Below are 22,562 nucleotides of genomic sequence, written 5' to 3' on the forward strand. Positions count from 1 at the left end.
TTCTCCTATAGTTTTACCTCATTGAAAACCGCTCGGTTGCAGCCGCGCGGTTTTTTATGCGTTTTTGGCATCGTTGAACAACCAGTTGTTGCCAACGGCCAAATCCGTGAGTTCCCGGATGTATTCGGAAACGGTCATACCACTGCGCTGCGCCACCTCTTCCAACCGCGCCAACTTCTCTTGATCAAAGCGGAACGTGCGGTTGATTTTTTGCGGACGCGCGCGGCGGCGGTACGGCTTGCGCTTTTTGTTGAATTTGAATTGCAGTACCTCACCCATGTGTTACCTCCAAAAACCTGTTGTGTTATTTAGTTCTAATTTATTTTTTCTCATTGTCAAGCATATTTTGTATTGCAAAATTCGCAATCTTACTGCCACAAGGTTTTTGGATGTTTTCTTCAACCATTTTTAATCCAATTTGCATCCCAGGCGGGGTCGTTTTTATCCCTGTTTTTTAAAAACCCGTTCAAATCCTTACGCCACAAGGCTTTGAAGGTGATTTTCCCTGAATTTTGCAATACAAAATATGGCGTGAGTAGGGCTTTGAGTAGGGCTTGAGTAGGGTCTTTTGGAGCTACCCTACTCAGCCAGAACCGTTGGTATATATAGGTTTCACCTATTTTGAGTAGGGTGAGTAGGGTAAAACATAAAAAAGTTTCCTCTGAGAATGCTTTTTTGGTGTTTTTTTGTATTTTTCTATAAATAATTTATCAACACCCACCCTACTCACCTACTCACCCGATTAAGCCTTACTCCCGAAAGGGTTTCAGTGAGTAGGGGTGATTAGCAACACCCCTACTCATTCAATAATTTGTATTGCGTTTTTTTATGAAACTAAGCAATTAAGATCCAGTTGATATTCAAGCATCATTACATCCGGCGTTTACCAAAGCTTGCGTCATCACCAGCTTCAACCTGCTCCATGATTTTCCGCGCCATTCGCTCGCTCATGATTCTTTGTGCCTCATTTGTGTAATACGAGTCAGCAATCTGCTCCGGAATGAAGCCGCAGTCATCCAGCGCATAGAAATCCGCGCCATTGTCCAAAAGAAAATTGATTGTCTCGCTCTCAGGAAACAAGAACGCAGCATGCAACGGGGTGTAACCGCAATAGTCGCAATGCAAGTTGACATCAGCTCCGTACGAAATCAGCAACTTCATTGTCTTGATATCCCGCTGCCTCACTGCCATGTGCAAAGCGGCGTGACCTGGGAAATCCATGTCACTCAACGACGCGCACGTATTTGGATCCACCCCCATTTTGAGAACATCCTCAAGCTGCCACTGATAAATGCGGGTGCAGTAGTGAACCATTGTGTAGCCACAAGAAAATACAATGTTTGTGTTCGCCCCGTATCGAACCAAAATATCCAACGACTCCATTTTCTTGCACTTGAAAGCCAGCTCCACAAGACTGCGACAATCACCTTCTTTGTAGTAGGTTGAATTCGGGTCAACGCCGAGCTTCAACCTCTTTTCAAGCAGATCCAATTTCCCCTTCACGACAGCCAGTCCCAGGACCGACTTGCCGCGCTTGTTGTAGTTCTCCATTTCATATCTCCACATTTGCCCGCTGGGCGACAGGGAAATGTTGACAATGGCGAATAGATTTCTCCACATAAAAAAAGCCCCCAAATTGGGGGCCGAAAAGGACTGCAAGGGACAACTAGGGACTGGGGCTTAACACCGCCTATCTCAGTGCTTGCGCGAGGACGTTTCTTTCGTGCAAAGCAATACGCTCTTGCACTTTGGCGCGCTGTTGTTGTTGCTCATCGAACAACATCTGCTGTGCTTCGATCATCAGATCTGTGCTGCTCCACTGCAGCTCGGTGAGCAAGTCAAAAATACCGTCAACAACCGTGTTGTCATCAAGATCCTTGGCGTGGGCAATGATGATGCCGTTAGCCATTTGGAACGCATGCAATTGCACGCTGGGCATCACAGGATGTTGGAGCCATGCGTCCACATCGCTCTTTCTGTAGCGCACAGGGGTGGTGGACCAACGCTCTTCGGTGCGTGCTGGACGCTCCCCAATGGGCGGTGGTGGCATCCCTTGGTTGCGCAGACGCTGCAATGTCTTGGTGCTGACTTGCATCAACACAGCGGCTTGCGCTGCGGTGAGATGGAGATCCCCAGGCGCTTGGGCTAACGCTTGGCGCTGCTGTTCGTCAACCTTCGCCATCGCCACCTCCAATGTGACTCATCAGTTCGTGCTGCTGTACTCGGGCGCTGTACAGTTTGTCTCGATTCTTAATATGAATGGGCTGGTGTTGGTCGGCGTATGGCGTGATGTTCAGTTCGCTCATCCATTAAATCTCGCTTATTTGGATTTCCACACCAATCTCTTGGATCTCATCCAAAATCATATTGAGGCTATCTATTGTGGAGCCCATCTTTCCCTTTAGACTGTCTTTTCTTTGAACGGTCAAGGCATTGGAAAAGTTTTCCAATATCCAATTGCGCCTGCGGCGGATATCGTCACTGTCCAATGCCATCAAGCGCTCGTTGAGAGGATGGAACAACCGTCTGAGCTCTTGAAAGCGCGTGTGTGCGAATTTTGTGTATGTTGTGTTGGCTGAGCACTGGTTCATTAGCCGAGCTTCCTCAACCATCCTTTTGAAGTCACGCACATCACGATACAAAAGCCTTAGTTCTTCAACTAAAAGCTTCCGCACCTTCTTTTTTTCATTTCGCTCGTCAACAAAGAGCATTCCATCACTCATAGCTCTTAATCATCCTTGGTGTGTCCCAGCCCTGCGAGCGCCTCAACCAAACTCATCTTTGAGCGTTCGGCACGGCGGGCGTAGTCTTCTTGACGGAGTTCCTCACGCACTGTCCAAGCATCATTCCGGAGCGCTTGGGCACCCTGCGCGTATCCAATGGAGTCGCATACCTGAGCGAAAAATCGAGCATTGATCACAAAGCGGATGCGTGGGCCAACCTGGGAGCGGCGACGACCAGCCTTGGCCACAACCGGCACCATCACCGTTTCGGGCGTGGGGTCGAGTATTTCTGCCAGGTCCTCAAGCGGCAGCTGCCAGTGTCCGTCAATCTTCCGGGCACCGGGGTAACGGCCACTCTTCATGCCCTCGCGGATCTTCTGCAACACGCCCCGAGAGTTGGAGTTGCGACCGAGAACAACCGCCACTTCCTCCGGCGTCAACGCATGGCGTTTGGGCCAGTCTCGACGCAGGTTTTCCAACGCTGTTTTGCTCATATCCAGACAGTAGCAGCGGACCTAGGCTGGGGCAAACGACTGGGGCAAAAAGGGGGTGTTCGCGGGTGTTTAAGGGTGTCTTATGGTGTTTGGTTGATGGCGGACAACCAACGCTCGACACGCTTAATTCATTGAAAACAAAGGGCTTTCACTGACCGCCCGAACTTGCCCCAAAAAAGAGTTGACCTTAGGAGGGGGACGCTCTATCCAGCTGAGCTACGGGGCCATGCAGCCGGGAAGTTTACAGGCAACACACCCTGCCCTCCAAGCATTCGTGCTCCACACGGCGGCGCTGGCGCGTTGCACCATGGCCGGACAGGCCGCTCTGCTACCATCGGCGATTCAGTTCATCGCGCCCCCCACCTGCCCGCGATGGCACCAAACAACGTAACGAAACACAGGAGTCTGCATGTCTTCCGAGCTGCTCAAGTCCCTTGGCCTGGACGCGATCAACGCTGGCACGTACCTGGGCAACGGGGAGTGGTCGAGCGCGACCAGCGGTGAGCTGATCACCCCGGTCAACCCGACCACCGGCGAGCCGATCGCGCAGGTCCGCGCGACCACCGAGGCCGAGTACGAGACCGTCGTCGCCCGCGCCCAGGAAGCCTTCAAGATCTGGCGTACCACGCCGGCCCCGCGTCGCGGCGAAGCCGTGCGCCTGTGCGGCGAAGCACTGCGCAAGCACAAGGACGCCCTGGGTTCGCTGGTGGCGCTGGAAATGGGCAAGAGCAAGCCGGAAGGCGACGGCGAAGTGCAGGAGATGATCGACATCGCCGATTTCGCCGTGGGCCAGAGCCGCATGCTGTACGGCTACACCATGCATTCCGAGCGCCCCGGCCACCGCATGTACGAGCAGTACCACCCGCTGGGCCTGGTCGGCATCATCTCTGCCTTCAACTTCCCGGTCGCGGTGTGGAGCTGGAACTCGTTCCTGGCCGCCATCTGTGGCGACGTGTGCATCTGGAAGCCGTCCAACAAGACGCCGCTGACCGCCATCGCCTCGCTGAAGATCTGCAACGACGCCCTGCGCGAAGCCGGTTTCCCGGACATCTTCTTCCTGATCAACGATGCGGGCACCGCGCTGTCGGAAAAGATGGTCGATGACCGTCGCGTGCCGCTGATCAGCTTCACCGGCTCGACCCAGGTCGGCCGCACCGTCAACGAGAAGGTCGCGCGTCGCCTCGGCCGCTGCCTGCTGGAACTGGGCGGCAACAACGCCATCATCCTGGACGAAACCGCCGACCTGAAGCTGGCCGTGCCGGGCATCGTGTTCGGCGCTGTCGGCACCGCCGGCCAGCGCTGCACCACCACCCGCCGCCTGATCGTGCACCGCTCGATCTACGCCGACGTGCTGGCCACCCTGGTCAAGGCCTACAAGCAGGTCGAAGGCAAGATCGGCGACCCGACCGATGCGGCCAACCTGATGGGCCCACTGAACAGCGATGGCGCCGTGCAGCAGTTCCTCGATGCCATCGCCCAGGCCAAGGCGGCCGGCGGCACCATCGAAACCGGCGGCACCCGCATCGACCGCGCCGGCAACTTCGTGCTGCCGGCGATTGTCTCCGGCCTGAAGAACAGCGATGCCGTGGTCCAGCACGAGACCTTCGCGCCGATCCTGTACGTGATGCCGTACGACACCCTCGATGAAGCCATCGACATGCAGAATGGCGTGCCGCAGGGCCTGTCGTCCTCGATCTTCACCCAGAACCTGAAGACTGCCGAGAAGTTCCTGTCGGCCGCTGGCAGCGACTGCGGCATCGCCAACATCAACATCGGCACGTCCGGTGCGGAGATTGGTGGCGCCTTCGGTGGCGAGAAGGACACCGGCGGTGGCCGCGAGTCCGGTTCGGACGCCTGGAAGGTCTACATGCGCCGCCAGACCAACACCATCAACTATTCGGACTCGCTGCCGCTGGCCCAGGGCATCAAGTTCGATCTGTGATGGCAGACGTTTCTGCCATGGCTGCGGGTCAGAGCCCCTCCGGGGATCTGACCCCTGCCCAGGGCCGGATCCCCAATGGGGCTCCGACCCTCGACTTCACCGGTCGCCGCGTGCTGATCGCCGGCGGCAGCAAGGGCATCGGTCGTGAAATGGCGTTGGCATTTGCCGGCGCCGGTGCGCAGGTCTCGGTCTGCGCACGTGGCCAGGCCGGCCTGGATGCCCTGCGTGCCGATGCGCAGGCACAGGGCACCCCACTGCATACCGTCTCCGCCGATCTGGCCGACGCCGGCCAGATCCAGGCCTGGCTGCAGGCCGCTGCCGATGCACTCGGCGGCATCGATGTACTGATCAACAACGCTACCGGCTACGGCATGGCCGACGACGAGGATGGCTGGGCCGCCAGCCTGCAGATCGACCTGATGGCGGCGGTACGGGCCTCGCGCCTGGCACTGCCGTGGCTGCGCGCATCCAGCGATGCCTGCATCCTCAACCTGTCCTCGATTGCCGCACAGCAGCCACGCCCCGGTGGCGCGCCCTACGCCGCCGCAAAGGCCGCGCTGTCGCACTACACCACGTCGCAGGCATTGGCGCTGGCCAAGGACCGGATCCGGGTCAACGCCATCGCCCCCGGTTCGATTGAATTCGATGACGGCCTGTGGGATCGCCGTCGCACCGAAGATCCGGCGCTGTACCACGGCACCCTGGCGAAGATTCCGTTCGGCCGCTTCGGCCATCCGCGCGAAATTGCCGACGCCGCCCTGTTCCTGTGCTCGCCGCTGGCGCGCTGGGTCACCGGCAGCGTGCTCAACGTGGATGGCGGCCAGGTGTTGATGGGCTGATACCGGCACTCCGGTAGCTGCCAACCTTGGTTGGCATGCCTTTCGTCGACCAAGGTCGACGCCTACCCTGCTGAAATGGCTTTCGTCGACCAAGGTCGGCGCCTACCAGGGCTGGCACCTCGTTCGCCCACCAGGGTCCACGCCTGCCATCGCATCCGCCGGGCATGGGATTGCCTGGGCAGAGGCACTATCATGTGCACACTGCCAAGGAGGACCCCGATGAGCGTGGCACCCCGACAGACAAGCGCCCTGGCCGTGGTCAGCCTGGTCATGGGCATCGCCAGCTGGACCGTCCTGCCCTTCGTGGCCAGCATCGTGGCCATCATCACCGGCCACATGGCCCGCGCCGAGATCCGCCGCCGCCCGCACGAACTGGAAGGTGATGGCCTGGCCGTTACCGGCCTGGTGCTGGGCTGGGTGATGGTCGGCGCGGTACTTGCCGCCATCCTGGTCTTCATCCTGTTCTTCGGTGGCCTGGCGTGGCTGGCCGCGGTGTCGAACTGACGCCATGACCACCTCCGACAGCACTGAACGCTTCAGCAGCCGCGTCGCCGACTACGTCCGCTACCGGCCCGATTACCCGCCCGCGCTGCTGGAATGGCTGCACGGCCCGATGGATGTCAGTCACCAGGCCCGTGTCGCCGACATCGGTGCTGGCACCGGCATTTCCAGCCGTCAGTTTCTGGCCAGCGGTCATCCGCTGGTGGCGGTCGAGCCGAACGCCGCCATGCGCGCCGCCGCCGAAGAGTGGCTGGCGCCGCAGTATCCGGGCTTTTCCGCCGTCGATGGCCGCGCCGAGGCCACCGGCCTGGACGATGCCAGCATCGATCTGGTCAGCGTCGCGCAGGCGTTCCACTGGTTCGACACCGTGGCAGTGCGCGCCGAGTGGCAGCGCATCCTCTGCCCCGGTGGCCTGGCACTGATCTACTGGAATTCGCGCCTGCTCGATGCCAGTCCATTCCTGATCGGCTATGAACAGCTGCTGCTGGACTACGGCACCGATTACACCGCGGTGGCCGAGCGCTACCAGGACGATGCCACCATGCAGGCCTGGTTCGGCCGCGGCCTGCGCGGCATGGTGGAGTTGCCGAACGTACAGCATCTGGACTTCGACGCCCTGCGCGGGCGCCTGCTGTCCTCCTCCTACGCACCCCAATCCGGTCATCCTCGCCACGCGCCGATGATCGACGCTCTGCAGGACCTGTTCGCCGCCCACGCGGTCGACGGCCAGGTCGCTTTTGAATATCGAACCCGAGCCTTCCTCGGCACGCTGGACTGAACCGACGCATGTATTCGCTTGCCCGCCCCTTCCTGTTCTCGCTCGACGCCGAGCGCGCCCACGGCCTCGGCCTGTCCGCACTGGACCTGGCCTACCGCACCGGCACCACGCCGCTGCTGGCCGCACGCATCGCGCCGATGCCCAGCACGGTGTTCGGGCTGACCTTCCCCAATCCGGTCGGCCTGGCCGCCGGCCTGGACAAGAATGGCGAGCACATCGATGCGCTGTTCGCGCTCGGCTTCGGCTTCGTCGAGATCGGCACCATCACCCCGCGCCCGCAGGCCGGCAACCCGCAGCCGCGCCTGTTCCGCCTGCCGGAACACAACGCGATCATCAACCGCATGGGCTTCAACAATGCGGGCGTGGACGCGCTGGTGCGCAATGTCGAGCGCGCGCGCAACCGCCGCGGCCTGCTCGGCATCAACATCGGCAAGAACAAGGACACCCCGAACGAACAGGCGGTGGACGATTACATCGCCTGCCTGGACAAGGTGTATCCGCTGGCGGACTACATCACCGTCAACATCTCCTCGCCCAACACCGCCGGCCTGCGTGAATTGCAGGAAGAGACCGCGCTGCGCCAGCTGGTCAGCCAGTTGCGTGACCGCCAGGAAGACCTCGCGGCGCGCCACGGCCGCCGCGTGCCGATGCTGGTCAAGGTGGCACCGGACCTGAGTGACCGCGACATCGATGCCGCCGCGCGCGTGCTGGGCGAACTGCAGGTGGACGGCGTGATCGCCACCAACACCACCATCGACCACAGCAAGGTGGCCGGCGATCCGCTGGCCAACGAGGCCGGCGGCCTGTCCGGTGCGCCGGTGCTGGAGCAGTCCACCCTGGTGCTGCGCCGCCTGCGCTCGCGCCTGCCCGAATCGGTACCGCTGGTGGGTGTGGGAGGCATCCTGTCCGGTGCCGATGCGGTGGCCAAGATGGCCGCGGGCGCGGCGCTGGTGCAGTGCTACAGCGGCTTGATCTTCCGTGGCCCGGCGTTGGTCTCCGAATGCGTGGAGGCGATCCGTCGCCGCCGCGAAGCGCCGAGCCGCGGCGCGGTGGCCCCACTGTGAGCGCGCCCATGGATACCGTCGACGGCAACGCCCCGCTGCGCTGGACGCTCACCCGCAATGCGCCACTGCAGGCGCTGAACACCTTCCACGTGCAGGCCAGCGCCGCGCAGCTGCTGGAACTGCACGATGCCGCACTGCTGCCGGAAGTGCTGGCATTGCCCGAAGTGGCCAGCGGCCCCCTGTTGGTACTGGGTGCCGGCAGCAACGTACTGATCGCCGAAGACCTGCTGGGCACCGTGCTGGTGTTCGGCAACCGTGACATCAGTTTCCTGGAACACCGCGCTGACCACGCAGTGATCCGCGCCGGGGCCGGCGTGCCCTGGCATGGCCTGGTGATGTGGTCGCTGCAGGAAGGCTTGTCCGGGCTGGAGAACCTGGCCCTGATTCCCGGCACCGCCGGTGCCGCGCCGATCCAGAACATCGGCGCCTACGGTGCGCAGGTCGGCGAGTTCATCCAGGCGGTCGAGGCCTGGGACTGCCAGGAACAAACCTGGGTACGGCTGGACAACGAGCAGTGTCGCTTCACCTACCGCGACAGCGTGTTCAAGCAGCAGATCGACCGCTACCTGATCACCGCCATCGAACTGAAGTTGCCGCTGCTGCACGACCTGCGCATGGACTATGCCGGCATCCGCGAGGAACTGCAGGCACAGGGCGTGGAGCTGCCGAGCGCAGTGGACGTGGCCAACGCGGTGATCGCGATCCGCCGCCGCAAGCTGCCCGACCCGGATGTGCTGGGCAACGCCGGCAGTTTCTTCAAGAACCCGGTGCTGCCGCTGGAACAGGTCGATGTGCTGCTGCAGCACTTCCCCGACCTGCCCGTGTTCCCGGCCGAGCAGGACGACAAGCGCAAGGTCTCGGCTGCATGGATGATCGAGTCCTGCGGCTGGAAGGGCTTCCGCGAAGGCGATGCAGGCGTGGCCCCCAGCCACGCGCTGGTACTGGTCAACCATGGCAATGCCAGCGGCGCTGAACTGCTGGCGCTGGCGCGACGCATCTCCGCTTCAGTGCTGGAGAAGTTCGGCGTGCCGATCGAACCGGAGCCCCGCCTGCTCGGCGCACAGTGGTGAACACCCCCGCCCTCTCCCCCAGCGCCACCCCGATGCGGGCGGCGCTGCTGATGCTCGGCAGCACGATGGCATTCGGCCTGATGGCCGTCGCCATCCGCTACGCCACCCGGTACGTACCAACCCAGGAAGTGGCGTTCTTTCGCAATGCCTTTGGCCTGCTCGCGTTGCTGCCGATGCTGCTGCGCCCCGGCCATGCACCACTGAAAACGCAGCAGCTGCCGCGTTACTTCGTGCGCAGTGCGATTGGCCTGGGTTCGATGCTGTGCGCGTTCTGGGCACTGGGCCATCTGCCACTGGCGCAGGCGGTTTCCCTCTCGTACTCCACGCCGTTGTTCGTCACCATCGCCGCCGTGCTATGGCTGGGCGAGACCGTGCGTATACGCCGCTGGGCCGCGGTGGTGGTTGGATTCATCGGTGTGCTGGTGATCGTGCGCCCCGGCACCGCCGGCTTCACCGCCGGCAGCCTGGTAGCGGTGGCAGCCGCCGTGCTCAGCTCATTGGTGGCGATCCAGATCAAGCAGCTGACCCGTGTCGACAGCGCTGACACCGTGGTGCTCTACACCTACGTGTTCTGGGTGCCGCTGTCGCTGGTCCCGGCACTGTTCGTCTGGGTCTGGCCCTCCGGCATGGCGTGGCTGTGGCTGCTGGCCACCGGCGTGCTGGGCACCGTCGGCCAGCTGCTGTGGACGCGGGCGTTGCGCCTCGGTGAAGTCTCGGCGCTGACCCCGATCAGCTTCCTGCAGCTGCCGCTGGTAACGCTGCTCGGCTGGCTGCTGTTCAACGAAAGCGTGGATCGCTGGACGCTCATCGGTGCCGGCATCATCCTCGCCGCCAACGCCTACATCGCCCACCGCGAAGCCGTGTTGTCGCGCCGCGCCGCAAGCGCGGCGGCCTCTGCAGCAGCCAAGCCCGCCGAATGAAAACCATCTGCATGGACAAGCCATGGGGCCTGCACGGGCAAGCCACGGGTCGTGCATGGACAGGCCATGGGTAGAGTCGACTGTTAGTCGACTCCCGCGCGCAGCGCGGGCTTTGCCTGTTCCAATCGAAGCGCAGTCGACTAACAGTCGACTCTACCCGGGGCGATGCTGGCAACGGCCTGGAACCTGATCCAGCGCGCGATATACCCGCTCCGCCGCATCGAACACATTGCCCGGTGCGAACTGCTCCCCCAGGTAGTGCAGTGACTGCCGGCGCAACTGCGGCGATCGGTCCTCCCCGTCACTGCCCAGCAGCACCTGCTGGAACTCGATCAGGTCCTGCAGAATGCGCCAGTGCCGGTACCAGGCGATCCAGCGCGGGTCACCGCGATCGCTGCCGTAGCCCTCCTCGAACCCCAGTGGATTCTCGCGACCCCAGCGCCCGCCAACAGCGGCACCGATGAACATCAGGTCACGCTCGCGCGGGGCCAGCGACAGACCATCCCAATCGATCAGGTGCAGGCCCCCGTCATTGCCCATCAGCAGGTTGCCGGCATGCAGATCGGTGTGGCACAGATGCAGGTCTACCGGCGCGTCCTGCAACGCCGCTAGCAGCTCCCGTGCCTGCGCATGCAGCGCCGCGATGCGCGCATGCTGCTGGTCCCATACCGAAACGAATGCGCGGCCCAGCCCGTCCTTCGCGGCCGCCAGGCCCTCGCCGGCCAACCATTGCCCGACGGTCTCCAGCGCCGCGGTTTCCAGCCGTACGATCGGCAGTGCCTGCTGCAGTTCCGCTGGCAACTGCGCGCCATGCAGGCGCCGCAGCACCTCCCCCAGCCGTTTCCACTGCGTGCGGCTCAACGCCGCCTCGAATCCGGACTGGCCTTCCACATACGGGAACAGGGTGAACTGCAATCCCCAGCGCTGCACAGACGCACCACCGGTCAACGCCGGCCACGGCGCGACGATCTCATCGATACCCAGCGTGCCGCGCATCCAATGCAGGCTGTCCCACACCGCTGGGGCGACCTGGTAGGTACGGCATTTCAACCACCACTGCCCGTGCCGCGCATCGACGCGATACACGCTGGCATTGGCGTCGGCGCCCACCGGGCGTGGCACCACGGCGGTGGGGGTGATGCCATAGGATTGTTGCAGGACTTCGCCGAGATGCTGCGCCGAAGCGAATGACATGGATGCAAGCGGAAAGTGTTACCTGCCACCACTATCGCAGATGCGTTCGCCGCGGCACAGACATGTCCGTCACAACATCGATTCAGCACGACTAGGGAACTAGCCTGCGATGCGCCGCATCACCGTCTCCAGCGGGCCGCGTGCGAACTGCCACGACCATAGCCAGGCCGCGCCCGTCGCCAGCATCAGGAACAGCAGCGCCCACAGCAGCACCGATGCGAGCGACGCGCTGCCATCGAGCAGGCCCAGGCTTTCCAGCGTGCCCATGCCCAGCAGGATGTGGCCCACATACAGGGTCAGGGTCATGCGTCCGGCCGCGGTGAACGGCTCCAACCAGTCACCCGGTCGCACACGCGCCAGCCACAGGCAGGCGGCGATGACACTGCAGGCCGCACCCGCACCCGTAAGCACATAAGCCGGTCCCGGCGGCATCGGCTGCGTTCCCAGCCACACCTGCCAGGGCGTTCCCTGCGCAAGCTGCTGCACGCCATGTCCAGCCCCGATCAGCAGCAGCCCCAGCACCAGCAATGCATGCTGTACCCGCGGCTGCGACAACTGAAGCCGTGCCAGCAGCATCCCCAGCAGGAAGAAGCACAGCCACGGCATCAACGGGTGGAAGCCATTGAACAGCAGGTTGCGGGCTGCGCCCGGCCATTGCCACAGGCCGGCATATTCCAGCGTCTGCCAGTTCCATCCCTGGCTGTAATCCCAATGCAGCAACGCCCAGAACGAACAGGCCGCCAGGCCCACGATGCTGGCCAGCAGCACGCGCGGCGAGGCACGCAGCCACACCACGGCCAGCGCGAAATACACCGCGTAGTAGTGCAGGATATCGGCCGGGAACAGGGTCAGGTTGAGCAGGCCCAGCACCATCAGGAACAGCGCGCGCCTCCAGGTCTGCACGCTGGCCGGCCACCACCCTTGCCGCTGCGTGGCCAACACCAGGCCCAAGCCAGCCAACGTAACGAACGTCGCCGAAGCCTTGCCCTCCAGAAAGTGGAAGAAGCCTGCCAACCATCCGGCGCCCTCTGCCGGCACGGCCATCGCCAGGCGGAAGTTGACCAGCACCATGCCGGCCAAGGCCAGGTAGCGCGCCAGATCAAGGCCGTGCAATCGCCGGTCAACGGCACTCATGCGCGCGCCCCGAGCAGCAGCGCGAGCAGGCCAAGATCCAGCGATGCCTCATCGCCTTCACCGGCTTCGCCCAGCCCCCGACGCAGTGCATCGCTTTCAATGGCATCCAGCAGCACCTGCGCCTGCAATGCCGGTGCCAACACGGGACGCCGGTGTTCGCGCTGTGCCACCTGCTGCAGCGCTTCGGCCAGGACCGCCTGCAACTGCCTGCGATTGGCCGCAAATGCCTCGGCTACGGCCGGATTGCGTGCGCTCTCGGCCAGCACTTCGACGGCGAGCGTCGCCCATTCCGGCTGCCGGCACAGTGCGTGGAAGTCCCGAAGGAAAGCCAGCACCTGTGCGCGCTCGCCTTCGGACGCGGCCAGTCGCTGCAGCAACGGTGCCAGCTCTTCGCTCTCAGCCACCGCCACGGCAAGGATGATCGCCTCCTTGCCCGGGAAGTGGTTGTAGAGATTGCCCAGGCTGACACCGGCCGCCTGCGCGATGTCACGCATGCTGGTCTGGTGGAATCCCTTCGCGAGGAAGCACTGCAGGGCGGCCTGCAGGATCTGCGCGATGCGTTGCTCGTTGCGGTCGGCTCGGCTCATGGCGCAAATAGTGAACGAACGTTCGTCCAATTAAAAGGCGACAACCCGACCACCATCGGGCTTCGTTCAGCCAGCCTTGACCTCAACCGCTGTTGAGGCCCGATGCTGCCCGGCCCGCCCAACGCTCAACCCGGAGTTCCTGCATGCCACGGATGATCGCCACCCTGCTCGACAGCCGCGTGCTGTGGTTCCTCGCCCGGCTGCTGCTGGCCGTGGTGTTCCTGTCCTCGGGCCTGGCCAAGCTGCTGGCGTGGGACAACAGCGTGGCCGAAATGCAGGCCGCCGGGCTGCAACCGCCTGTGCTGTTCAACCTCGCCAGCGCCGTGGTGCTGCTGGGCGGCGCACTGTGCCTGCTGCTTGATCGCCTGCTCTGGCTGGGCAGCGGCGCGCTGGCAGTGTTCATGCTGCTGACCATCGTCGTCGTGCATACCTTCTGGACCAAGCACGGCGCGGAACAGCAGCTGGCCCTGTTCTTCGCGCTGGAACATCTGAGCGTGGTGGGTGGCCTGATCTGCGCGGCCATCGCCAGCCAGGCGCGGGCTCAGAAGAATTCGTCAAGCAACCGGTAGAACGCCAGCCGTCGTTCGTCGGCAACCATGCCGTAGCGCTGGAACAACGGCGCCACCCAACGCGTGTCGCCGAAGTTGTGGACCAGGCTGCGCGCGGCCAGCGCCAGGTCCTGGTAGCGGTCGGCAACACCCAGTCGCCCACAGTCGATGAAACCGCTGAAACGCCCCTCGACCACCATCAGGTTCGGCAGGCAGGCATCGCCATGGCTGACCACCAGGTCTTCATGATCGGGCCGGGTGCTGCACAGTTCAGCGAAGACCTGCTGCGGACTCTGGCCCAAGCGTTCGTCATCGAAATCATCGGCATCCACCAAGCCCGCTTCGACGCGGGCCTGCGCGGCCTGCAGGCGCGAGGCCAGTCGCTGGTCGAACGGGCAGGCTGCCAGCGGCAACGCATGCAGCCCGCGCAGCGCGTCGGCCAGCATTTCCACCAGCTGCTGCGGCGCGAGTTCCGGCGACGAAGCCAGGTCGCGGCCGGGCAGCGCGCTCATCAGCAACCAGCGCCGGCCCGCTTCTTCGGCGGTGGCAATTACCGTTGGTACCGGTTGTCCCTGTTCCTGCAGCCAGCGCAGGCGCGCGATCTCATCACCGAGCTCACTGAAGGCGTCGATCACTTCCGACTTCACGAAGGCATCGGCCTGCCCCCGCCGTTGCACACGGGCTACATCCGCGCGCGACACGCCGATCGACTGCCGCTCGATGCGCGCATCGGCCAACGTTTCCTGCCATGCCCACGGTAGCGGCATGCCATCAGCGAAGGGATCAGGTGCTTCCATGCCGGGGTGTTCCTGTTGCCGGTGACCCCACCGATTTTCGCTCACCCTGCACGAACCGCGGCCAACAGCAGCGCGGAAAGGTACATGCCCACGCCGAACACGCTGTGCGCCACCAGGCTGCGCAGGCGTGCCTTGCCCGGCGCCGGGGTCTTCGAAGCGGCAATGCCGGCACCCATGCCCGGCTGAAGGATGAAGAACGGCGCGGCAACACTGAGAATGCCGAAGGCCAGCGCCGGCCACAGGGTGGGTGCCTGCCCCCAATCGCTCCCGACCACGACCAGCAACAACGTGGCGAACACCACACCGATCACGTAATGCGCGGTCCACCCCAGCGCGCGCTCGCCACCGACCGCTGCCGCGCGGCCGATGCCATCGTGGCGGAAGCGCCCGCGTGGCAGGTGCCCCAGCCAACGCCCGACCATCGCAAAATCCAACGAGGGAATGCCGAACAGCCGCCGCTGCACCACCGCCCACAGGTCCATTACTGCGGTCGCTCCCACGCCGACTACCACCGCATCCATCACGAATGTCGCCTGGCCAAGCATATCGCACACCTTCAATTATTTGCTTGAATGATAGAGCGATGCTAGCGTGCCCCGCATGAACGCTGCAACAGAGCCACCACCCTCACCGCTTGAGGCCTTGGCCGAGATCGCCCGCACGCTCGGCCATGCCCATCGCCTGGCCCTGCTGGAGCACATCGCCCAAGGCGAGCGCGCCGTGGAACGCCTGGCTGAACTGACCGGCCTGTCGGTGGCCAATACCTCCCAGCACCTGCAGCAGCTGCGCCGTGCCGGCCTGGTACAGACCCGCCGTGACGGCAAGCGCATCCTCTACCGCAGCGGTGATGGCCCGCTGGGCAACCTGCTGGCCGCACTGCGCGACTATGCCGACCACCAGCGCAGCGAAATGCACGGCGTGATCCACGACAGCCTGCAGCGCCGCGATGCGCTGGAAGGACTGACCGTGGAGCAGCTGCTGGAACAACGCAGCAGCGTGGTGCTGCTGGATGTGCGGCCGCGCGAGGAATTCGATCTGGGCCACCTGCCCGGCGCGCTGAACATTCCCGTTACGGAACTGCGTGCACGGATGGACGAACTGCCGCGTGCCGTCCACATTGTCGCGTACTGCCGCGGTCCCTACTGCGTGCTGTCCAACGATGCGGTGGCGATGCTGCGCGAGGCCGGACTGACCGCGCAGCGGCTCGCCGCCGGTTACCCCGAATGGAAGGCCGCCGGCCTGCAGGTGGACCTGCCCCGGCACTGAGCGAGACACCGGTCATGGATGATGTGTTTGCCCCGTTGATCGATGCGACCTGGCGCGGCGTGTTCTCCGGGCAGCGCACGCTGCGGGACGATCCACAGCTGCAGTTGGCGTGCAGCGATGATTTCGATGAGGGCGAGGACGGCATGCTGCTGCAGCCGGTCGTGGGCCCCGCTCGCGCACTGTTGCGCCCTGCCCTGGCGGCTCGCCTGCACGTGCACGCGCAACCGCACTGGACGCTGGCACAGCTGCAACAGCGCCTGCAGCAGCTCGGCCAGCGCACGCATGGTGCGGATCGTGTCTTCTACTTCCCTGCCGCAGAACTTGCGGCCCTGGCCGCGCGCCCTGCACCACTACATATCCGCCGTCTCGACCCGGCCGACGCAGCCGCGTTCGAGGTGTTCCAGGCCAACGCCAGCGAAGAGGATCTCGATGCCGCCTGGGTCGAGCTGGACCACTGGCAGGTGTTCGGCGCCTTCGATGGCGAGCGGCTGGTTGCCGCGGGAAGCATGTACCCGTGGAGCCTGGATCCAGCCCTGGCCGACATGGGCGTGCTGACCCTGCCCGAGGCCCGCGGTCGCGGGCACGCGCGCCAGCTGGTACACGCCATGGCCGTGTCCGCGCAGGCTGCCGGGCTGCAGCCTCAGTACCGTTGCCAGCTCGACAACACCGCCTCGATCATTACCGCCGAGCGCAGCGGCCTGCGCGCGTTCGCCGACTGGGACACCATTCTGGCTGCCGACTGAGGCCGCCGCAGTACAACAAGGAAGCAACATGAAATTGATGGTCATCGGCGCCAGCAGGGGCCTGGGTCGGGCGTTCGTGGAAGGCCTGTGCAGTGCGGGCGACACCGTCATCGGCGTTTCGCGCAGCCGTCCGCGCGACCTTGAATGCCCCGAGGGTGTCACCCTGCAGTGGATCGAGGCCGATCTCTCCCAACCCACCCTGGCTGCCAATCACATCGCAGCGCAGGCACCGGCCGATCTGGATGTGCTGATCCACAACCTGGGCATCTGGGAAGAGACCGCCTTCAGCGACGAGTACGCCTTCCTCGACGAGAGCGATGCCGCGCTCACCCAGCTGGTCGACGTCAACATCACCGCGACCTTGGTGCTGCTGCAGCGCCTGCTGCCGCGGGTGCTGGGCGCGCCACGCCCGCAGCTGGTGCTGACCGGCTCGACCTCGGCACTGCCGCGCAGCGGCCGCCCGGAAGTGGCGTTCGGTGCATCCAAGTTCGCACTCAACGGCATCGCCGATGCACTGCGCGAGGGCTTCCGCGATCGGCGCCTGGCGGTGACCAGCCTGCAGCTGGGCTACCTCAACACCGACGATGCACTGTCGGTGCCGGTGGCAGAGGCCGCAGCGCGCGGCGACGGTGAACTGGTGCCGGTGCACGACGTCGTTGCGATGGTGCGCGCGCTGCTGCAGTTGTCACCGTCCGGCTTCGTGCGCGAACTGGTGCTGCCGGCCATCGCCGACCCGCGCTACTGACTACCCCTGCTCAGGCCAGGCTCGACCTCTTCGCGCAACAGGTACCCAAGCACGATGGCGGCCAGCACGGTCGCCATCGCCAGGGCAAACAGCTGGCCACGGACGGCCTCCACGTATGCCTGGGCAAGCGCCGTTCTCGAAACGCCGGGCAATGCCTCCACCGCTCCGCCAAGGTCGCCCATGGACAGCCTGTGCACGGCGGCACGGGCCACGACGCCGGCCTCCAGCATCATGTCCCCGCCAATCCGGGCCGAGAGCATGATGCCGACAAGCGCGAGGGCAATGGAATCGCCTGCCAGTCGCATCGCATTGAAGATGCCAGCGGCCATGCCGGCCTGCTCCTTGCCGACCACGCTGACCGCCAGGCCATCCATGATCCCCCAGGGAAGGCCGATGCCGATTCCGATGACCAGCATCGGCATCCAGCGCACCGACGGGAACTGGAACACCTGCGCCAGCCATGCCAGCCCAAGCGCACCGATCAGCAGGCCCGCACAGCACAGCGTCCGCGCCGGAATCCAGCGCAGCAGGTAGCCGGCAACCAGGGGAACAACCAGCAAGGGTGCAGACAGCGCTGCCATCGCCAGTCCAGCCTCGGTGGGTCGCAGTCCTTCAACACCAATGAAGCCAGCCGGCAGCACGACCAGAAGGACGACGTAGGAGAACGCAGGGGCAGCGGCCAGAATCTGCACACCAACAAAACGCCGGTTGCGGAACAGCCCGAGATCCAGCAGCGGTGTTCGATGGGAGCGCTCAACGGCAATGAACACGCCCTGCAGCACCACCGAGAGCGCCAGCAGTACCAGCGTCTGCGGATGCAGCAGGCCACGTTCCGGCAGCACGATCATGGCGTAGGTGAGTGAGCCCAGCGCCAGCATGAAGGTGATGGCCCCCAGCCAATCCAGGCGTGGCGAACCGGCGTTTCTCGATTCGGCGGATGACAGGGCGACCAGCGGTACGGTCAGGGCCGCCAGCAACGCAGGCAGGAAGAACACCCATTCCCAGCCCAGCGCATCGATCAACCCGCCCGCCAACAGCGGACCGCCTGCGGCCCCTGCACCAAAAGTGGTGCCGATCAGGCTGAACACCCTTGCCCGCGCCTGGCCGTCGAACACCTGCGCCAGCGACGCCATCGCGCCGGCAAACGCTGCCGACGCCGCCATCCCCTGAAGCAGTCTCAGGACATTGATCCACGCCACATCGGGCATCAAGGGAATCAGGCCGGTGACGAGTGCAAACAACGCGCCGCCCATAATCCAGATCCGGCGCCTGCCATGCAGATCGGCCAGTCCACCGGCCACCAGCGTGGTGCAGCCGTAGGTCAACAGGTAGGCGTTGATGATCCAGGACAACGCCGCAGGAGAACCGCCCAGCGCGTCCCGGATGGCAGGAATGCCCACGGCAGGGCTGGCAATGCTCAAGGGAATGGTGAGCGCCGTCAGACAGCCTGCCAGCACCACGCCAAAGCGTGATGATCCGGCCGTCTCAGCAGAGGCAACAGACATGTCGATGAAACTCGAGCGTGGCCAAGCGCCACCGCATTGATGCTATGGACGACGCTATTGCGTAAGAATCCGTCATTCGCTCCATGCTTTAATGACACAAACGTCATCAATGGCCACGTCATGGACAGCTTTGCCGGTCTCAGCCTCTTCGTTCTGGTCGCCGAGGCACGCAGCTTCGCGGCCGCAGCACGACAGCGTGGCATCACCCCTTCGGCCGCAAGCAAGACCATCGCCCGGCTGGAAGAGCGCCTGGGCGCCCGCCTGCTGAATCGCAATACCCGCAGCGTCAGCCTGACTGCCGAAGGCGAGCAGTTCCTTGAACGCTGCCGCCGCATCATGATCGAGGTCGCTGCGGCAGAACGCGAACTGACCGATGCCCAGGCCGCGCCCAGCGGTCGCCTGAAGGTCAGTCTTCCACTCGCCAGCGGTCTGATGCTGCCGGTGCTTTCGGCGTTTGCGCAGCGCTTCCCCGCCATCGAACTCGACCTGCACTTCAGCGACCGCCTGGTCGATGTCATCGAGGAGGGCTTCGATGCCGTCGTCCGCACAGGCAGCCCCGCCGACTCCCGGCTGCACGGCCGCAACCTCGGCAGTACCCGCCTGCTGTGCGTGGGCGCCCCTGCGTACTTCGCCCAGCGCGGCACGCCGCAGCACCCGGACGAGCTGAGCGGCCACGCATGCCTTCTCCATCGCTTTCCCGGCACCGGCCTGATCGAACGCTGGCCACTGCCCGCACGTGAGGGAGGCGCTGAAACCCGGCTGACTGCCGCAATGACCGCCAATCATCTTGAGACGATCCTGCACATGGCCATCGATGGCCATGGCATTGCGTGCCTGCCCGACTTCGCCACGCGTGATGCGCTGGACCGCGGTTCGCTCGTCAGCGTTCTGGACCCATGGAGCACCGAGCGAAGCACCTTCTGGGCCCTCTGGCCAAGCCATCGCCATCAGCAGCCGCGTGTTCGGGTGTTTGTCGATTTCATGGCCGAACACCTCCTTCCCGGAAACGACCGCTGCAATTGAACCTGCGCGCTGCTGCGACTACGCTGCTCGTCACCGGCCGTCGGTCACAGGCGGGAACCTGCTATGGATGCGCTTTCACGGGTCTCGGCCCAGGTCCTGGACAGCGCCCTGCCCAGCCTGCCGCTGTACCTGCTGCAGGCCACGGCGGTGATCGGCATGATCGGCGTGCTGCTGATCGCCACCCGCCGCGCCGGCCACGCCATTGAAGGCCGCCGCCTGTATGTGGGCGTGGCGCTGGGCCTGATCTACCTGTTCAATTCCTGGTTCGTGGCCCGCTACAGCCAGGGCGTGGTCAAGCTCCACCTGGGTTTCGACATCCTGCTGGTCAGCGGCCTGCTCGGCGGCTGGCGCGGTGGCCTGGCCTGCCTGGGCGCCAGCCTGCTGGCCCGCTACCAGTTCGCCGGCATCCAGTATTTCCTGCCTGCCGGCCTCGAGGCCACGCTGCAGATGCTGGCCGGCGTCTGGCTGCGCAGGCGCCTGCACCCGCGCATGCTCAATGAACTCTCGCTGCGCCTGATCCTGCAGGCCTGGGGCGTTCGTATCGTCGTCACTGCGTTGGGCCTGGCACTGGGGGTAGCAATCATCGGCGCCCATCAGCTACCCGTGGAGGAGTTGGCAATCCAGCGCCTGCTGGCACTGCCACTATCACTGCTGATGCTCGGCGCGGTGTTCGCACTGGTCTACAACGATGCGCAGATTGATGCACAACGCCAGCGCGAACAGGCCTGGCTGCGCATCGATCCGATCAGTGGCCTGCCCAACATGCGTGCGCTCGGCGAACGCCTGCAGCACTACTGGCGCGACAACGACGGCATCGGCAAGGCCTGCCTGATCGTGGCCGAGATGGGAAACCTGCGCGATCTGCGCCTGCGCTATGGTCCGCTGCAGGACAACGGTATCTGGCAGCGCGACAGCACCGAAGAAGTACATCGGCTGCTGCCCTCGCTGCCGTCCGCGCAACTGGAGATCTACCAGTTCGGCGATGCCACGCTGGCGATCCTGGTGCGCGACCTGACCTTGTCCGAACTGCGCACGCAGCCCCAGATCACCGAGCTGGCCAGCAACCTGGCCGAGCAGGTCGGCCGCGATTGGCCCGGTTTCCGGCCGCTGTTCCGCTGTGCAGTAGTCGAATTGAAGCCCCCCGTAGATGCCGACGAAGGACATCTTCCGTTCCGTGCGATCACCGTTGCACTGAGTGCGATCGAATCCGGCGTCGTGTTCTTCGACGACCCGATCCAGCGCGACAGCGAGATCGACGCCCTGATCGAAGTCGCTCTCGAACGTTGGCTGCAGCAGGGCGACGCACCGCTGTGCTACCAGCCCAAGCATCGCCTGCAGGATCGCCAACTGGTCGGCGCCGAAGCACTGCTGCGCATGCGCGATACCGAGGGCAGGATGATCGCACCGATGCGCGTGATCTCCCTGCTGCGTCGGCATGGGCGGTTGGCCGAACTGGAATGGGCCACGCTGCAGTCGGCCATCCACTTCCTGCAGCAGTGCCGACGCGATGGCTGGCAGCTGAAGATCGCAGTGAACGTTTCGGCCGAGTCACTGCGCCTGCCCGACTTCGGCCTGCGCCTGCAGGAACTGCTGCAGCTGCATGATGTGCCCGGTGCGATGCTGCGCCTTGAGATTGTCGAATGGACCGAGATCGTCGAGCGCGACGCGGTCGATGCCAACATCGCACAGCTGCTGGCGGCAGAGGTCACCCTGTCGCTGGATGATTTCGGCGCTGGCTATTCAACCCTGATCCTGCTCTCGCAGCTGGCCATCGCCGAGGTCAAGATCGAACAGGCGCTGATCGCCACACTGTCCGACGCCAAGTCGCAGTCGATCGTGCGCTTCATCGTCGAGGTTGCGCACCGCTGCGGCGCGATCGTGGTGGCCGAAGGTACCGAAACCCTGGCGCAGGAGCAGAAGCTGCGGGCCCTGGGCGTGGATGTCGGCCAAGGCTATCTGTACTCGGCGGCGCTGCCGGCCGACGAGTTCCTCCGCTTCGCCGCCAGCTAGACCGCGTAGAAACCCAGGAACATCGCCACCGCCGATTCGGCCACGCGTGCACGCTCCTCTGCGTTCAACGGCGCCTGCCCCATCGTCACCTGTGGCCAGAACGCAAAGCTCTTCACCAGCCCGTGCAGCTGGTGGCCGGCGAACTCCGGATCGACCTCGCGCAGCCGGCCGTCAGCGATGGCCGCGCGGATCCACGCACTCTCGCCACTTTCCTTCTCGCCCATGCGGCAGACGATGGCCTGCGCACGCTCCGGTGAGTGGATGATCTCGGCCATCGCCACCCGCGCCAGATCGATGAAGTTGGCATCACTGAGCAGTTCCAGCTTCTGCCCCAGCAACTGCAGCAACTGCGCCTGCAGCGGCTGGTCGGCGCGGTACGGCAATGTGTCGCTGGCCACGCTGCGTTCCCACAGCTCCTCCAGGATCATCGAAAACAGCGCTTCCTTGCTCGGGAAGTGGTTGTAGACGGTGCGCTTGGAGACCCCGGCCACCTCGGCGATGCGGTCCATGCTGGTCGCCTCGTAGCCCGATGCACGGAACTCCTCCACCGCCGCGCGCACGATGGCCTCGCGTTTGCGGTCGGTCAGGCGTTGTGGGGCACGGGGCATGGCAGAAACCGGATAACTGAACGGATGCCTCCATTTTACACTTGGTAGTGTACTTTTGGAAAACCCGAAAC

25 protein-coding genes are annotated in these 22,562 nt (G+C 64.1%); 13 read left to right on the forward strand and 12 right to left on the reverse strand.

Going from position 1 to position 22,562, the window contains the following annotated elements; all coding sequences use genetic code 11:
• Nucleotides 1-54: 54 nt before the first annotated feature.
• From H4O10_RS11260 to H4O10_RS11280, 5 genes are all read right to left on the reverse strand, one after another.
• Nucleotides 55-279 carry a hypothetical protein gene (locus H4O10_RS11260; protein WP_182681048.1) on the reverse strand — a complete coding sequence of 75 codons (225 nt, stop codon included), beginning with the start codon at nucleotides 277-279 and terminating at the stop codon, nucleotides 55-57.
• Nucleotides 280-870: 591 nt separating this feature from the next.
• Nucleotides 871-1,551 carry an ankyrin repeat domain-containing protein gene (locus H4O10_RS11265; RefSeq protein ID WP_182681049.1) on the reverse strand — a complete coding sequence of 227 codons (681 nt, stop codon included), beginning with the start codon at nucleotides 1,549-1,551 and terminating at the stop codon, nucleotides 871-873.
• A 139-nt stretch (nucleotides 1,552-1,690) separates the two neighbouring features.
• Complete coding sequence (locus H4O10_RS11270) at nucleotides 1,691-2,182, reverse strand: helix-turn-helix domain-containing protein (RefSeq protein WP_099476044.1); 492 nt, start codon at nucleotides 2,180-2,182, stop codon at nucleotides 1,691-1,693.
• A 127-nt stretch (nucleotides 2,183-2,309) separates the two neighbouring features.
• Entirely contained in the window at nucleotides 2,310-2,723 is a 414-nt protein-coding gene (locus H4O10_RS11275) for a hypothetical protein (RefSeq protein WP_182681050.1), read from the reverse strand.
• A 5-nt stretch (nucleotides 2,724-2,728) separates the two neighbouring features.
• Entirely contained in the window at nucleotides 2,729-3,217 is a 489-nt protein-coding gene (locus tag H4O10_RS11280; RefSeq protein ID WP_088470249.1) for a hypothetical protein, read from the reverse strand.
• A 409-nt stretch (nucleotides 3,218-3,626) separates the two neighbouring features.
• Between H4O10_RS11280 and H4O10_RS11285 the strand changes: the two genes are divergently transcribed.
• The 7 genes from H4O10_RS11285 to H4O10_RS11315 all read left to right on the forward strand — a co-directional run bounded on the left by H4O10_RS11285 (nucleotide 3,627) and on the right by H4O10_RS11315 (nucleotide 10,331).
• Nucleotides 3,627-5,159, forward strand: coding sequence for an aldehyde dehydrogenase family protein (locus tag H4O10_RS11285; RefSeq protein WP_012480007.1), 1,533 nt, complete (start codon nucleotides 3,627-3,629; stop codon nucleotides 5,157-5,159).
• Nucleotides 5,159-5,998 carry an SDR family oxidoreductase gene (locus tag H4O10_RS11290; RefSeq protein ID WP_076738965.1) on the forward strand — a complete coding sequence of 280 codons (840 nt, stop codon included), beginning with the start codon at nucleotides 5,159-5,161 and terminating at the stop codon, nucleotides 5,996-5,998. Before H4O10_RS11285 ends, H4O10_RS11290 begins: the two co-directional genes overlap by 1 nt.
• A gap of 219 nt (nucleotides 5,999-6,217) precedes the next feature.
• The gene (locus H4O10_RS11295; protein WP_005413144.1) at nucleotides 6,218-6,502 is read left to right on the forward strand and encodes a DUF4190 domain-containing protein; all 285 of its coding nucleotides are present in this window, start codon (nucleotides 6,218-6,220) and stop codon (nucleotides 6,500-6,502) included.
• Nucleotides 6,503-6,506: 4 nt separating this feature from the next.
• Complete coding sequence (locus H4O10_RS11300; protein ID WP_049396305.1) at nucleotides 6,507-7,277, forward strand: class I SAM-dependent methyltransferase; 771 nt, start codon at nucleotides 6,507-6,509, stop codon at nucleotides 7,275-7,277.
• 8 nt (nucleotides 7,278-7,285) lie between these two features.
• Nucleotides 7,286-8,341, forward strand: a complete 1,056-nt coding sequence (locus H4O10_RS11305; protein ID WP_005409365.1) for a quinone-dependent dihydroorotate dehydrogenase — start codon at nucleotides 7,286-7,288, stop codon at nucleotides 8,339-8,341.
• An 8-nt stretch (nucleotides 8,342-8,349) separates the two neighbouring features.
• The gene (murB, locus tag H4O10_RS11310; protein WP_076739012.1) at nucleotides 8,350-9,411 is read left to right on the forward strand and encodes a UDP-N-acetylmuramate dehydrogenase; all 1,062 of its coding nucleotides are present in this window, start codon (nucleotides 8,350-8,352) and stop codon (nucleotides 9,409-9,411) included.
• A gap of 32 nt (nucleotides 9,412-9,443) precedes the next feature.
• On the forward strand, nucleotides 9,444-10,331 hold the full coding sequence (locus tag H4O10_RS11315; RefSeq protein WP_032966688.1) for a DMT family transporter: 888 nt from the start codon (nucleotides 9,444-9,446) through the stop codon (nucleotides 10,329-10,331).
• A 153-nt stretch (nucleotides 10,332-10,484) separates the two neighbouring features.
• Here the strand turns inward: H4O10_RS11315 and H4O10_RS11320 are convergent, their stop codons facing one another.
• The 3 genes from H4O10_RS11320 to H4O10_RS11330 form a co-directional block, all read right to left on the reverse strand.
• The gene (locus tag H4O10_RS11320; RefSeq protein WP_076738963.1) at nucleotides 10,485-11,525 is read right to left on the reverse strand and encodes an aminoglycoside phosphotransferase family protein; all 1,041 of its coding nucleotides are present in this window, start codon (nucleotides 11,523-11,525) and stop codon (nucleotides 10,485-10,487) included.
• A gap of 99 nt (nucleotides 11,526-11,624) precedes the next feature.
• Complete coding sequence (locus H4O10_RS11325) at nucleotides 11,625-12,659, reverse strand: heparan-alpha-glucosaminide N-acetyltransferase domain-containing protein (RefSeq protein WP_076738962.1); 1,035 nt, start codon at nucleotides 12,657-12,659, stop codon at nucleotides 11,625-11,627.
• Nucleotides 12,656-13,246 (reverse strand): TetR/AcrR family transcriptional regulator, encoded by a 591-nt coding sequence (locus tag H4O10_RS11330; protein WP_076738961.1) that lies wholly within the window; start codon nucleotides 13,244-13,246, stop codon nucleotides 12,656-12,658. Before H4O10_RS11330 ends, H4O10_RS11325 begins: the two co-directional genes overlap by 4 nt.
• Nucleotides 13,247-13,389: 143 nt before the next feature.
• On the opposite strand from H4O10_RS11330, the gene H4O10_RS11335 reads away from it, so the two are divergent.
• Entirely contained in the window at nucleotides 13,390-13,815 is a 426-nt protein-coding gene (locus H4O10_RS11335; protein ID WP_060380028.1) for a DoxX family protein, read from the forward strand.
• On the opposite strand, the gene H4O10_RS11340 is transcribed toward H4O10_RS11335, so the two are convergent.
• On the reverse strand, nucleotides 13,788-14,591 hold the full coding sequence (locus tag H4O10_RS11340) for an APH(3')-II family aminoglycoside O-phosphotransferase (protein WP_180845672.1): 804 nt from the start codon (nucleotides 14,589-14,591) through the stop codon (nucleotides 13,788-13,790). The two genes, H4O10_RS11335 and H4O10_RS11340, sit on opposite strands and share 28 nt — an antisense overlap.
• Before the next feature lie 41 nt (nucleotides 14,592-14,632).
• Nucleotides 14,633-15,136 carry a DUF2938 domain-containing protein gene (locus H4O10_RS11345; RefSeq protein WP_076738959.1) on the reverse strand — a complete coding sequence of 168 codons (504 nt, stop codon included), beginning with the start codon at nucleotides 15,134-15,136 and terminating at the stop codon, nucleotides 14,633-14,635.
• Nucleotides 15,137-15,191: 55 nt separating this feature from the next.
• Between H4O10_RS11345 and H4O10_RS11350 the strand changes: the two genes are divergently transcribed.
• The 3 genes from H4O10_RS11350 to H4O10_RS11360 are packed head-to-tail and all read left to right on the forward strand — an operon-like array spanning nucleotide 15,192 to nucleotide 17,345.
• On the forward strand, nucleotides 15,192-15,857 hold the full coding sequence (locus H4O10_RS11350; RefSeq protein ID WP_005409356.1) for a metalloregulator ArsR/SmtB family transcription factor: 666 nt from the start codon (nucleotides 15,192-15,194) through the stop codon (nucleotides 15,855-15,857).
• Nucleotides 15,858-15,871: 14 nt separating this feature from the next.
• Nucleotides 15,872-16,600, forward strand: coding sequence for a GNAT family N-acetyltransferase (locus tag H4O10_RS11355; RefSeq protein WP_059034257.1), 729 nt, complete (start codon nucleotides 15,872-15,874; stop codon nucleotides 16,598-16,600).
• A 28-nt stretch (nucleotides 16,601-16,628) separates the two neighbouring features.
• On the forward strand, nucleotides 16,629-17,345 hold the full coding sequence (locus H4O10_RS11360; RefSeq protein ID WP_005413133.1) for an SDR family oxidoreductase: 717 nt from the start codon (nucleotides 16,629-16,631) through the stop codon (nucleotides 17,343-17,345).
• On the opposite strand, the gene H4O10_RS11365 is transcribed toward H4O10_RS11360, so the two are convergent.
• Nucleotides 17,339-18,850, reverse strand: coding sequence for an MFS transporter (locus tag H4O10_RS11365; RefSeq protein WP_076738958.1), 1,512 nt, complete (start codon nucleotides 18,848-18,850; stop codon nucleotides 17,339-17,341). The two genes, H4O10_RS11360 and H4O10_RS11365, sit on opposite strands and share 7 nt — an antisense overlap.
• A 120-nt stretch (nucleotides 18,851-18,970) precedes the next feature.
• Here H4O10_RS11365 and H4O10_RS11370 point away from each other — a divergent pair, with 120 nt between their 5' ends.
• Complete coding sequence (locus H4O10_RS11370) at nucleotides 18,971-19,873, forward strand: LysR substrate-binding domain-containing protein (RefSeq protein ID WP_076738957.1); 903 nt, start codon at nucleotides 18,971-18,973, stop codon at nucleotides 19,871-19,873.
• Between the two features lie 63 nt (nucleotides 19,874-19,936).
• Nucleotides 19,937-21,883 (forward strand): EAL domain-containing protein, encoded by a 1,947-nt coding sequence (locus tag H4O10_RS11375; protein ID WP_076738956.1) that lies wholly within the window; start codon nucleotides 19,937-19,939, stop codon nucleotides 21,881-21,883.
• Here H4O10_RS11375 and H4O10_RS11380 read toward each other — a convergent pair.
• Nucleotides 21,880-22,491 carry a TetR/AcrR family transcriptional regulator gene (locus H4O10_RS11380; protein WP_076738955.1) on the reverse strand — a complete coding sequence of 204 codons (612 nt, stop codon included), beginning with the start codon at nucleotides 22,489-22,491 and terminating at the stop codon, nucleotides 21,880-21,882. The genes H4O10_RS11375 and H4O10_RS11380 overlap by 4 nt on opposite strands.
• Between the last annotated feature and the right edge of the window lie 71 nt (nucleotides 22,492-22,562).

The organism is Stenotrophomonas sp. I18B00994 (assembly GCF_014145825.1).
Lineage (GTDB): Bacteria > Pseudomonadota > Gammaproteobacteria > Xanthomonadales > Xanthomonadaceae > Stenotrophomonas > Stenotrophomonas maltophilia.

Bases quoted from the DNA above. Each gene is read 5' to 3' on its own strand.
- H4O10_RS11360 (WP_005413133.1), top strand. From the start codon at position 16,629: ATGAAATTGATGGTCATCGGCGCCAGCAGGGGCCTGGGTCGGGCGTTC.
- H4O10_RS11330 (WP_076738961.1), bottom strand. From the start codon at position 13,246: ATGAGCCGAGCCGACCGCAACGAGCAACGCATCGCGCAGATCCTGCAG.
- H4O10_RS11305 (WP_005409365.1), top strand. From the start codon at position 7,286: ATGTATTCGCTTGCCCGCCCCTTCCTGTTCTCGCTCGACGCCGAGCGC.
- H4O10_RS11285 (WP_012480007.1), top strand. From the start codon at position 3,627: ATGTCTTCCGAGCTGCTCAAGTCCCTTGGCCTGGACGCGATCAACGCT.
- H4O10_RS11260 (WP_182681048.1), bottom strand. From the start codon at position 279: ATGGGTGAGGTACTGCAATTCAAATTCAACAAAAAGCGCAAGCCGTAC.
- H4O10_RS11315 (WP_032966688.1), top strand. From the start codon at position 9,444: ATGCGGGCGGCGCTGCTGATGCTCGGCAGCACGATGGCATTCGGCCTG.
- H4O10_RS11280 (WP_088470249.1), bottom strand. From the start codon at position 3,217: ATGAGCAAAACAGCGTTGGAAAACCTGCGTCGAGACTGGCCCAAACGC.
- H4O10_RS11265 (WP_182681049.1), bottom strand. From the start codon at position 1,551: ATGGAGAACTACAACAAGCGCGGCAAGTCGGTCCTGGGACTGGCTGTC.
- H4O10_RS11300 (WP_049396305.1), top strand. From the start codon at position 6,507: ATGACCACCTCCGACAGCACTGAACGCTTCAGCAGCCGCGTCGCCGAC.
- H4O10_RS11320 (WP_076738963.1), bottom strand. From the start codon at position 11,525: ATGTCATTCGCTTCGGCGCAGCATCTCGGCGAAGTCCTGCAACAATCC.
- H4O10_RS11350 (WP_005409356.1), top strand. From the start codon at position 15,192: ATGAACGCTGCAACAGAGCCACCACCCTCACCGCTTGAGGCCTTGGCC.
- H4O10_RS11380 (WP_076738955.1), bottom strand. From the start codon at position 22,491: ATGCCCCGTGCCCCACAACGCCTGACCGACCGCAAACGCGAGGCCATC.
- H4O10_RS11335 (WP_060380028.1), top strand. From the start codon at position 13,390: ATGCCACGGATGATCGCCACCCTGCTCGACAGCCGCGTGCTGTGGTTC.
- H4O10_RS11325 (WP_076738962.1), bottom strand. From the start codon at position 12,659: ATGAGTGCCGTTGACCGGCGATTGCACGGCCTTGATCTGGCGCGCTAC.
- H4O10_RS11375 (WP_076738956.1), top strand. From the start codon at position 19,937: ATGGATGCGCTTTCACGGGTCTCGGCCCAGGTCCTGGACAGCGCCCTG.
- H4O10_RS11345 (WP_076738959.1), bottom strand. From the start codon at position 15,136: ATGCTTGGCCAGGCGACATTCGTGATGGATGCGGTGGTAGTCGGCGTG.
- H4O10_RS11365 (WP_076738958.1), bottom strand. From the start codon at position 18,850: ATGTCTGTTGCCTCTGCTGAGACGGCCGGATCATCACGCTTTGGCGTG.
- H4O10_RS11275 (WP_182681050.1), bottom strand. From the start codon at position 2,723: ATGAGTGATGGAATGCTCTTTGTTGACGAGCGAAATGAAAAAAAGAAG.
- H4O10_RS11290 (WP_076738965.1), top strand. From the start codon at position 5,159: ATGGCAGACGTTTCTGCCATGGCTGCGGGTCAGAGCCCCTCCGGGGAT.
- H4O10_RS11370 (WP_076738957.1), top strand. From the start codon at position 18,971: ATGGACAGCTTTGCCGGTCTCAGCCTCTTCGTTCTGGTCGCCGAGGCA.
- H4O10_RS11295 (WP_005413144.1), top strand. From the start codon at position 6,218: ATGAGCGTGGCACCCCGACAGACAAGCGCCCTGGCCGTGGTCAGCCTG.
- murB (WP_076739012.1), top strand. From the start codon at position 8,350: ATGGATACCGTCGACGGCAACGCCCCGCTGCGCTGGACGCTCACCCGC.
- H4O10_RS11355 (WP_059034257.1), top strand. From the start codon at position 15,872: ATGGATGATGTGTTTGCCCCGTTGATCGATGCGACCTGGCGCGGCGTG.
- H4O10_RS11340 (WP_180845672.1), bottom strand. From the start codon at position 14,591: ATGGAAGCACCTGATCCCTTCGCTGATGGCATGCCGCTACCGTGGGCA.
- H4O10_RS11270 (WP_099476044.1), bottom strand. From the start codon at position 2,182: ATGGCGAAGGTTGACGAACAGCAGCGCCAAGCGTTAGCCCAAGCGCCT.